Below are 6,432 nucleotides of genomic sequence, written 5' to 3'. Positions count from 1 at the left end.
ATTTTATCGTTTTATTCATAATTCCTCCTAATATATGCAGTCTTATATAAATTATATTTTATTACCAGGAGAATAAAAAGGACCCTTAGGGTCCTTTTGTTTTAATATGGGAAGCTGCCTACTGTAGCCCAATTTTCTAGACCACCTTCATATCTATAAAAGTCGAGAACTGGCGTTGAACGGTTCGGTTCTACGCTATATTGATACAATGCAATTTCTGCAATTTCATTATTTTTTGAAAAACTACCTGTTCTCATCCACATAAACGGCCAATAACTTGTACCTGATGTCGAGGGTAAGTAATAGTTAGTTACAGCACTTTTTAATGAACCATTGGAATTATAACTAAATGTTTCATGCTTCCAATATGTCTCGCGTTGATAGGTTTCAAAATAAGATCTCCATTGGTTATTGCGGTAAACTTGTCCATACTTTACTACTAGTCTTTGATAACCAGTAGCATCACCTTTTCCTTTAAATCCATCAATTAAGTTATTAAGAACCGCACCTGTAAAGAAACCAATAATAGGATGGGATTTTATAAAGCCAGCAGCCAATTGAAGTGGACTTCTATATGTTTCCGTAAGAAAAGCAGACCTATAATTTTGTGTACTTGAATCAAATTTAGTAGTGACATTTAAGGGATCGTATGCGATATGAATTCGAAAATCACCTTCGGAAGGAAAAAACGAATTTGGAGTAAATCCAGGAGTGTTGAGAGAATTTAATGGAGTGAATATTTGTTGGCTCTCAATAGTATCTTGAATGGTGTTTGCCTCATCTGAATCTTTAAAGGTGTATTTATAGTATTTTGTTTCGCTGGTTATTCTACCGCTGGAATCAGATGTGCTCTCCTGTTTTACAAAAATGAGGTTGTCAACTACATTGCCAATTACATTACTGGCAGCAGCTTTGTTTAAAGTTGAATAGGGTCTTTGTTCTCCTATTTTATTATAATAAGCATCAATTTGTGCATCGGTGGCCTCTACTTCATACAAAGATGGATCAATCACTTCATCTTTTGCAAAAATCAGACTGCCATTAAGACTTAGCATACTAAAAACAACAGCTAGAATAAGTATTTTCCTCAATACTACCCCTCCACTTAACCGTATTTTAGGTCAATATACATAAAAAACCTAGATACAAACCATTTATGATATTATATAATATTATCTTTTTTGTCAATGAATTCTAATATAAAAATTAAGTTTTCTTCTTATGCGTTTTTTAATTGGCATGTAAGATTGTGAAGAAGCCCCGTTCGGGCTTCTTTGTTATTGGACTCAGCCAGTGAGTTGGAAGTAATCCGTCGGGCAAAATTTTTTTTAAACGATAGCAACTTTTACCTGATTAGCAGCGTCTACTGTTCATACTCTTCATTATTGAACGAACGGAAGAGCAGATTAACTTAACTGAAAGAATTTGGGAGGATGTCAGATGAAAAGGCTATTTTCCACGCTGCTTGGCGCTACGATGCTGCTAATGGTGGTTCAGCCGCAAGCATATGCAGCGCCATCGTCGATTCGCATTTATATTGACGGTACTGAGCTTCAGACGGATCAAGGGGCGGCAACGATTAACTATCGGACACTCGTTCCTCTGCGTGCGATCTTTGAAGCTTTGGATGCCAAGGTCACATGGAATAACAACACACAGACTGTTGTAGCACGAAAAAATGGAGTCACAGTTACCTTGACGATTGGTTCTAAAATAGCCACGATTGATGATCAGACCGTGTATATGGATGTAGCAGCCAGAACACTGAATAACCGGACTTTGGTGCCGGTACGTTTTGTAAGCGAAGCATTGGGTGAGGAAGTCATCTGGGATGAGGCAAGCAAGAATGTATACATTAAAACCTCTTCGAAAACGTACGCGCCATCCAATGTATCGGCGACGGTCGCCGGGCAGCAGGGAGATGGACGCGATATTGAAGTAAACTTCTCCAAGGCAAGAGATGAAGCCAATCTCGATCATTACCGCATATATGTGGTTAAATCACGCAATGCATCATCTTTTACCGTAGGGAAAGCATTATCTCAATCAAGCAGCAATTATACTGTGGTTTCCAAAGACGGACGTGATAAAAAACAAACGCTCTACTCGAACAGCCGGGATACAGACGGCGATTATATTACGAGCAATCAAGCCTATGCTGTATTTGTACTGGCGGTGGGAAACGGTGATCAAGCGGCCTTGTCGCAGCCCTCTTCCTATGTAACCCTCAGCTCCAATCAGGCGGCTGCAAGCAACGTACAAGTTAATATCATCTCATCCTATGGAGACGGTCGCGATCTGTCGATCAGCTTCAACAAAGCGCAAAATGATAACTATGTCTCCAATTACCGTGTCTTTGTGGTCAAAACACAGGATGTAAATAACTTTAATGCAACGGCAGCTACGAATGTGTCCAGTTCGAACTATACAACCGTCTACAAAACGGGCTCCAGCAATTTGTCGGTCAGCCTAGGTTCCAGTGCGCGCGACACTTCCGGGGACTCTATCCGTACGGGTGTGTCGTACCGGGCATTCGTGCTTGCGGTAACGAATAATTCGGGTCAACAAGCGAGTCAACTTTCGGCAGGTTCTTCCGTATTTAACCTGAGTACAACAAACACTGCGCCGACTGTTCCCGTTGTAAGCAGCGTTGATAATTCCAACAGCTATGGTGATGGCCGTGACCTGATGGTGAAATTCAATCGTTCCAGCGATGAATCCAAAGTAGGCTCCTACCGAATTTTCGCTGTGAAGAGCAGCCAGTCTGGCAACTTTAATCTGTCAACGGCTAACGATGTGAAGAGCAGCAATTATACAACTGCAAATAAAAACGGCAGCAACCAAAGTGTAGCGCTCGGCTCCGGCACGAAAGATGTGCAGGGCAATGTGTTGAAGCGAGGGGAAAGCTACCGATTCTTTGTAATGGCAGTAGGGAACACGAATGCCGGCTTCAACAATTCATTGTCTTCTTCTTCCGGCTTGGTTACATTATCTTTATTGCCTTCTGTTTCCGTTATTTCGAATTTGCGGGTCAGCGATGACAGCGACTATGGAGACGGGCGTGACCTTACAGTAAGCTTTAACAAACCTTCGGATGAGTGGAATATTTCCCACTATCGTATTATCGTAGTGAAGGCTTCGGATTCAAGCAGCTTTAACCTGACAGCTGCCAACAATTTATCCAGCTCGAATTATACAACGATATACTCGACGAATTCATCGACACAGACCACATCGCTCGCTTCGTCTGCCAGAGACTCCTCCGGGGAGTATATCCGCAGCGGTGTCGCTTACCGTGTATTTGTACTGTCTGTGAGCAACAATTCTTATTCGACAGCAAACAATCTATCTTCCAATTCCTCGTCGATTACCTTGAAGGAGAGCAGCAACATTTCCGCCCCGTCGATTAATAAGGCCGAGGACATCAGCGATTATGGAGATGGACGTGACTTGCGTGTATCCTTCAACAGATCTTCGGATGAGTCGAAGGTCAGCAGCTATCGGATTTTCGTTGTCAACTTGAGCCGCGGCTCTTCCAGCTTCAGCTTGCAAAATGCAAATAATGTGTCTTACGGCAACTATATGGATGTGTACAAGAACGGTACGAATCAATCGATTACGTTGAACGCTTCATCAAGAGACACATTGGGTTATCTGATTACAAGCGGCCAGCAGTATCGTGTCTATGTTATGGCAATTGGCAATGATAGAGCCAATTATCAAAATGCACTCTCATCGGCGTCTTCGTCTCTTACCTTGACCAATAACTTTGGCAGCAGCGCGGTCTCGGATCTGAAGGCTAGTGACGTAAGCGACTATGGAGACGGACGTGACTTGCTTGTTTCGTTCAATAAAGCCAGTGACGAGTCACGCATCAATCACTATCGGATTCTGGTTGTAAAATCGGCCAATGCAGATCGCTTTACGCTCGATCAGGCGAATGCTGTATCTATCACCAACTCTACAGTTGTCAGCAAAACAGGCGCAAACATAAGCACCATCTTGTCCTCGGATGCCAAAGACGTAGACGGTGCGGCAATTCGCAATGGTGTGAGCTATAGGATGTTTGTATTGACAGTGAATGACGGTTCGCTTGCAGGCAGCAATGCATTGTCTACGGCATCTGCTGCGATTACATTGTCCAACAACTCTGTAACTGCTCCGACAGGCGTGGCTGCGGCGTCTGCGAATACGTACGGGGATACTCGCGATCTGGAGGTCACATTTAGCAAGCCGTCCAACGAGTCCAACATTACGGAATATCGGATTTTGGTTGTTCGCGCGGATCAGGCGAATACCTTTAACTTGCTGACTGCAAACAATGTAAGCTCTGCTAACTACACGGTGGCTTCCAGACAGGGCAGCGTTCCCAAAACATCTCTAAGCAAAACAGCAAGGGATGTCCAGGGCAATTCGATCGTACAAAATGTAAATTATCAAGTGTTCGTGCTTGCCGTAGGCGATACGCGTATCAGCTCGGGTAATGCGTTGTCCAACTCTTCGAACACAATTATGCTGACAGATCTCTCGGCGACGCCAGCTGTTATTACCAATGTCCAGGACGCCGGCAATAACGGTAATGGCCCGAGCCTCTCTGTAAGCTTTAATAAATCGGATAATGAGTCTAATCTGGCATACTATGCGGTACTAGTTGTGCCGTCCGGCCGTGCGGACAGCTTCAGATTGTCTGATGCGAATGCGCTCTCGGCTTCCCGGTATACGCAAGTGAGCAAGACAGGCGGCAGCAATTCGGTTGTGCTTCCTTCTTCCACACTTGATGTAGATGGTAATGTGCTTCGCAGCGGCGTATCATACCGAGTGTTCATTCTATCGATTGCAGACGGGCGCAGTGTAACGGTCAATGCGTTGTCTGCACCGTCAACTGATATTGTGCTTAGTTAAACCCGAGTGTTTGGGGTGAGTATACAAGCTCGCAAAAAAGATCAGGACGATTACGTCCTGATCTTTTTCAGTTATGACTACATCACAACGTTCATGACAATCATCAAAACAATTGTAAAAATTGTGAAGATCATGACATACTTAACTTCGCCAAGCACGCGTGCCTGGATCTCTTCATCTGTCTCAGTCCGTGAATGCATTCCGCTCAAGCTGTTCCCTCCTCCCTGTTAAGCTTTAGATTGGGAAGGGAGAATTGTCCACGAACGTCGACCTGAATTTATTGGGGCCTAGCAGCAGCTTGAGTAGCCGCTTGTAGATTTCACTGCGATAAGATTTGAGCTGCAGGATACAGCCGCCGCAGGCTATAAACGCCAACATGGTCCACAACAAAGCGGCCTCAGCTGATATAGGCTGGTGTACAAGATAGAGAAATATGCTTTGGCGCGGGGTGGCAACATGGTCAATCTTCGTCTTGTAGTGAACGAAGACGGGTGTATCTGTTGGAATCTCTTTCTGACTGGCCTGGAAGGGGTGCAGGAAGAGCGAGATGACAATGAGCAGCGATATCGAAAGCAGGAATATTCCCCGCCCCCTACGTCCTGCGGATACATATATGCTATGTTGGGTCGTATTATACTTACTAGAATATCGATCAGTAGTTCTGCCTGTGGCGGATTTAAAATTACTAGGTTTTAAATTATTCACATAAAGGCACTTCTTTCGTTCAGTATTGTAGAATAACAGACTTGACGAAAGCTGAAACATGGATTTAGTAAGGAATAGGTTCATTGTAGCGTGGGTAGGGGGGAATGCAAAGCATTCTCGCGGCAAACTGTGGGATCGCCGTCTGATAGTCTGATAATTCATACCAATCTGCAATATTGAGGGTTGTACTAATTGGAAAGGATCAAAAACGGCCACGAGATGACTCGAACATCCGACCTAACGTTTAGGAAACGTTTGCTCTATCCAACTGAGCTACGTGGCCATAACATTTATAGTATATCATAAAGCATCTGCAAAGGGTCAAAAAATTCGGAGCTTGCTGATAGGAAGAAAGGATGAAGTTCTGGGAAAGTAACAAAAAAATTAAGGTCAATACGACCTATAGACAAAATCTTTAGACACACACGCTTATTTACTATTAATATCATGGAATTCCACATATGACAACTTTATTAATACCCAAATACTCAATTGAAAAAAGATGAATTATACCGAATAATGTCGAATATTGGTTGAATTTAGTTGTAATTTGTCGACAAAAATTTACAAAATTATTATAGTATTAAAGTTATAATAAATAGAATACTAGAGTATTTTGTACTGAAGAGACCTCATGGGGGCTTGAAATGGATAAAATAATACTATATATGGAGCTGCAAAAGCTTCGCCACAGGCTTCATGAAGTGGCCGAAACCCGCGGAAGCTTGACCGACCCCGAAGTGATTGCAATCAGCGAGGAAGCCGATGAGGTCATTGTCGCTTTGCAGCGTATAAAAAAGAATGAAAATCTTCTGAAGCCTTAGC

General features: G+C 43.3%; 4 protein-coding genes and 1 tRNA gene. 2 read left to right on the top strand and 3 right to left on the bottom strand.

Going from position 1 to position 6,432, the window contains the following annotated elements:
* Positions 1 to 101: 101 nt before the first annotated feature.
* On the bottom strand, positions 102 to 1,091 hold the full coding sequence (locus tag JFN88_RS05535; protein ID WP_199018330.1) for a hypothetical protein: 990 nt from the start codon (positions 1,089 to 1,091) through the stop codon (positions 102 to 104).
* 349 nt (positions 1,092 to 1,440) lie between these two features.
* Between JFN88_RS05535 and JFN88_RS05530 the strand changes: the two genes are divergently transcribed.
* The gene (locus tag JFN88_RS05530) at positions 1,441 to 4,902 is read left to right on the top strand and encodes a copper amine oxidase N-terminal domain-containing protein (RefSeq protein ID WP_233167419.1); all 3,462 of its coding nucleotides are present in this window, start codon (positions 1,441 to 1,443) and stop codon (positions 4,900 to 4,902) included.
* A 77-nt stretch (positions 4,903 to 4,979) separates the two neighbouring features.
* Here JFN88_RS05530 and JFN88_RS24785 read toward each other — a convergent pair whose 3' ends face one another.
* Both JFN88_RS24785 and JFN88_RS05525 read right to left on the bottom strand, forming a co-directional pair.
* Positions 4,980 to 5,111: a hypothetical protein gene (locus tag JFN88_RS24785; protein ID WP_269846515.1), complete on the bottom strand. Its 132-nt coding sequence runs from the start codon at positions 5,109 to 5,111 to the stop codon at positions 4,980 to 4,982.
* A 705-nt stretch (positions 5,112 to 5,816) separates the two neighbouring features.
* Positions 5,817 to 5,890: transfer RNA gene (locus JFN88_RS05525), tRNA-Arg, on the bottom strand.
* Positions 5,891 to 6,254: 364 nt separating this feature from the next.
* Here JFN88_RS05525 and JFN88_RS05520 point away from each other — a divergent pair.
* A complete protein-coding gene (locus JFN88_RS05520) occupies positions 6,255 to 6,431 on the top strand; it encodes an aspartyl-phosphate phosphatase Spo0E family protein (RefSeq protein ID WP_199018329.1) in 177 nt (58 codons plus the stop codon).
* Position 6,432 lies beyond the last annotated feature (1 nt).

The organism is Paenibacillus roseus, from assembly GCF_016424485.1.
In the GTDB taxonomy this organism is placed as follows: Bacteria; Bacillota; Bacilli; order Paenibacillales; family Paenibacillaceae; genus Paenibacillus_D; species Paenibacillus_D roseus.
The sequence above is the reverse complement of the archived record's forward strand: the minus strand, read 5'-3'. Positions and strand labels throughout refer to the sequence as shown.

Coding starts and splice junctions, on each gene's coding strand:
- JFN88_RS05530 (WP_233167419.1), top strand. CDS start 1,441: ATGAAAAGGCTATTTTCCACGCTGCTTGGCGCTACGATGCTGCTAATG.
- JFN88_RS05520 (WP_199018329.1), top strand. CDS start 6,255: ATGGATAAAATAATACTATATATGGAGCTGCAAAAGCTTCGCCACAGG.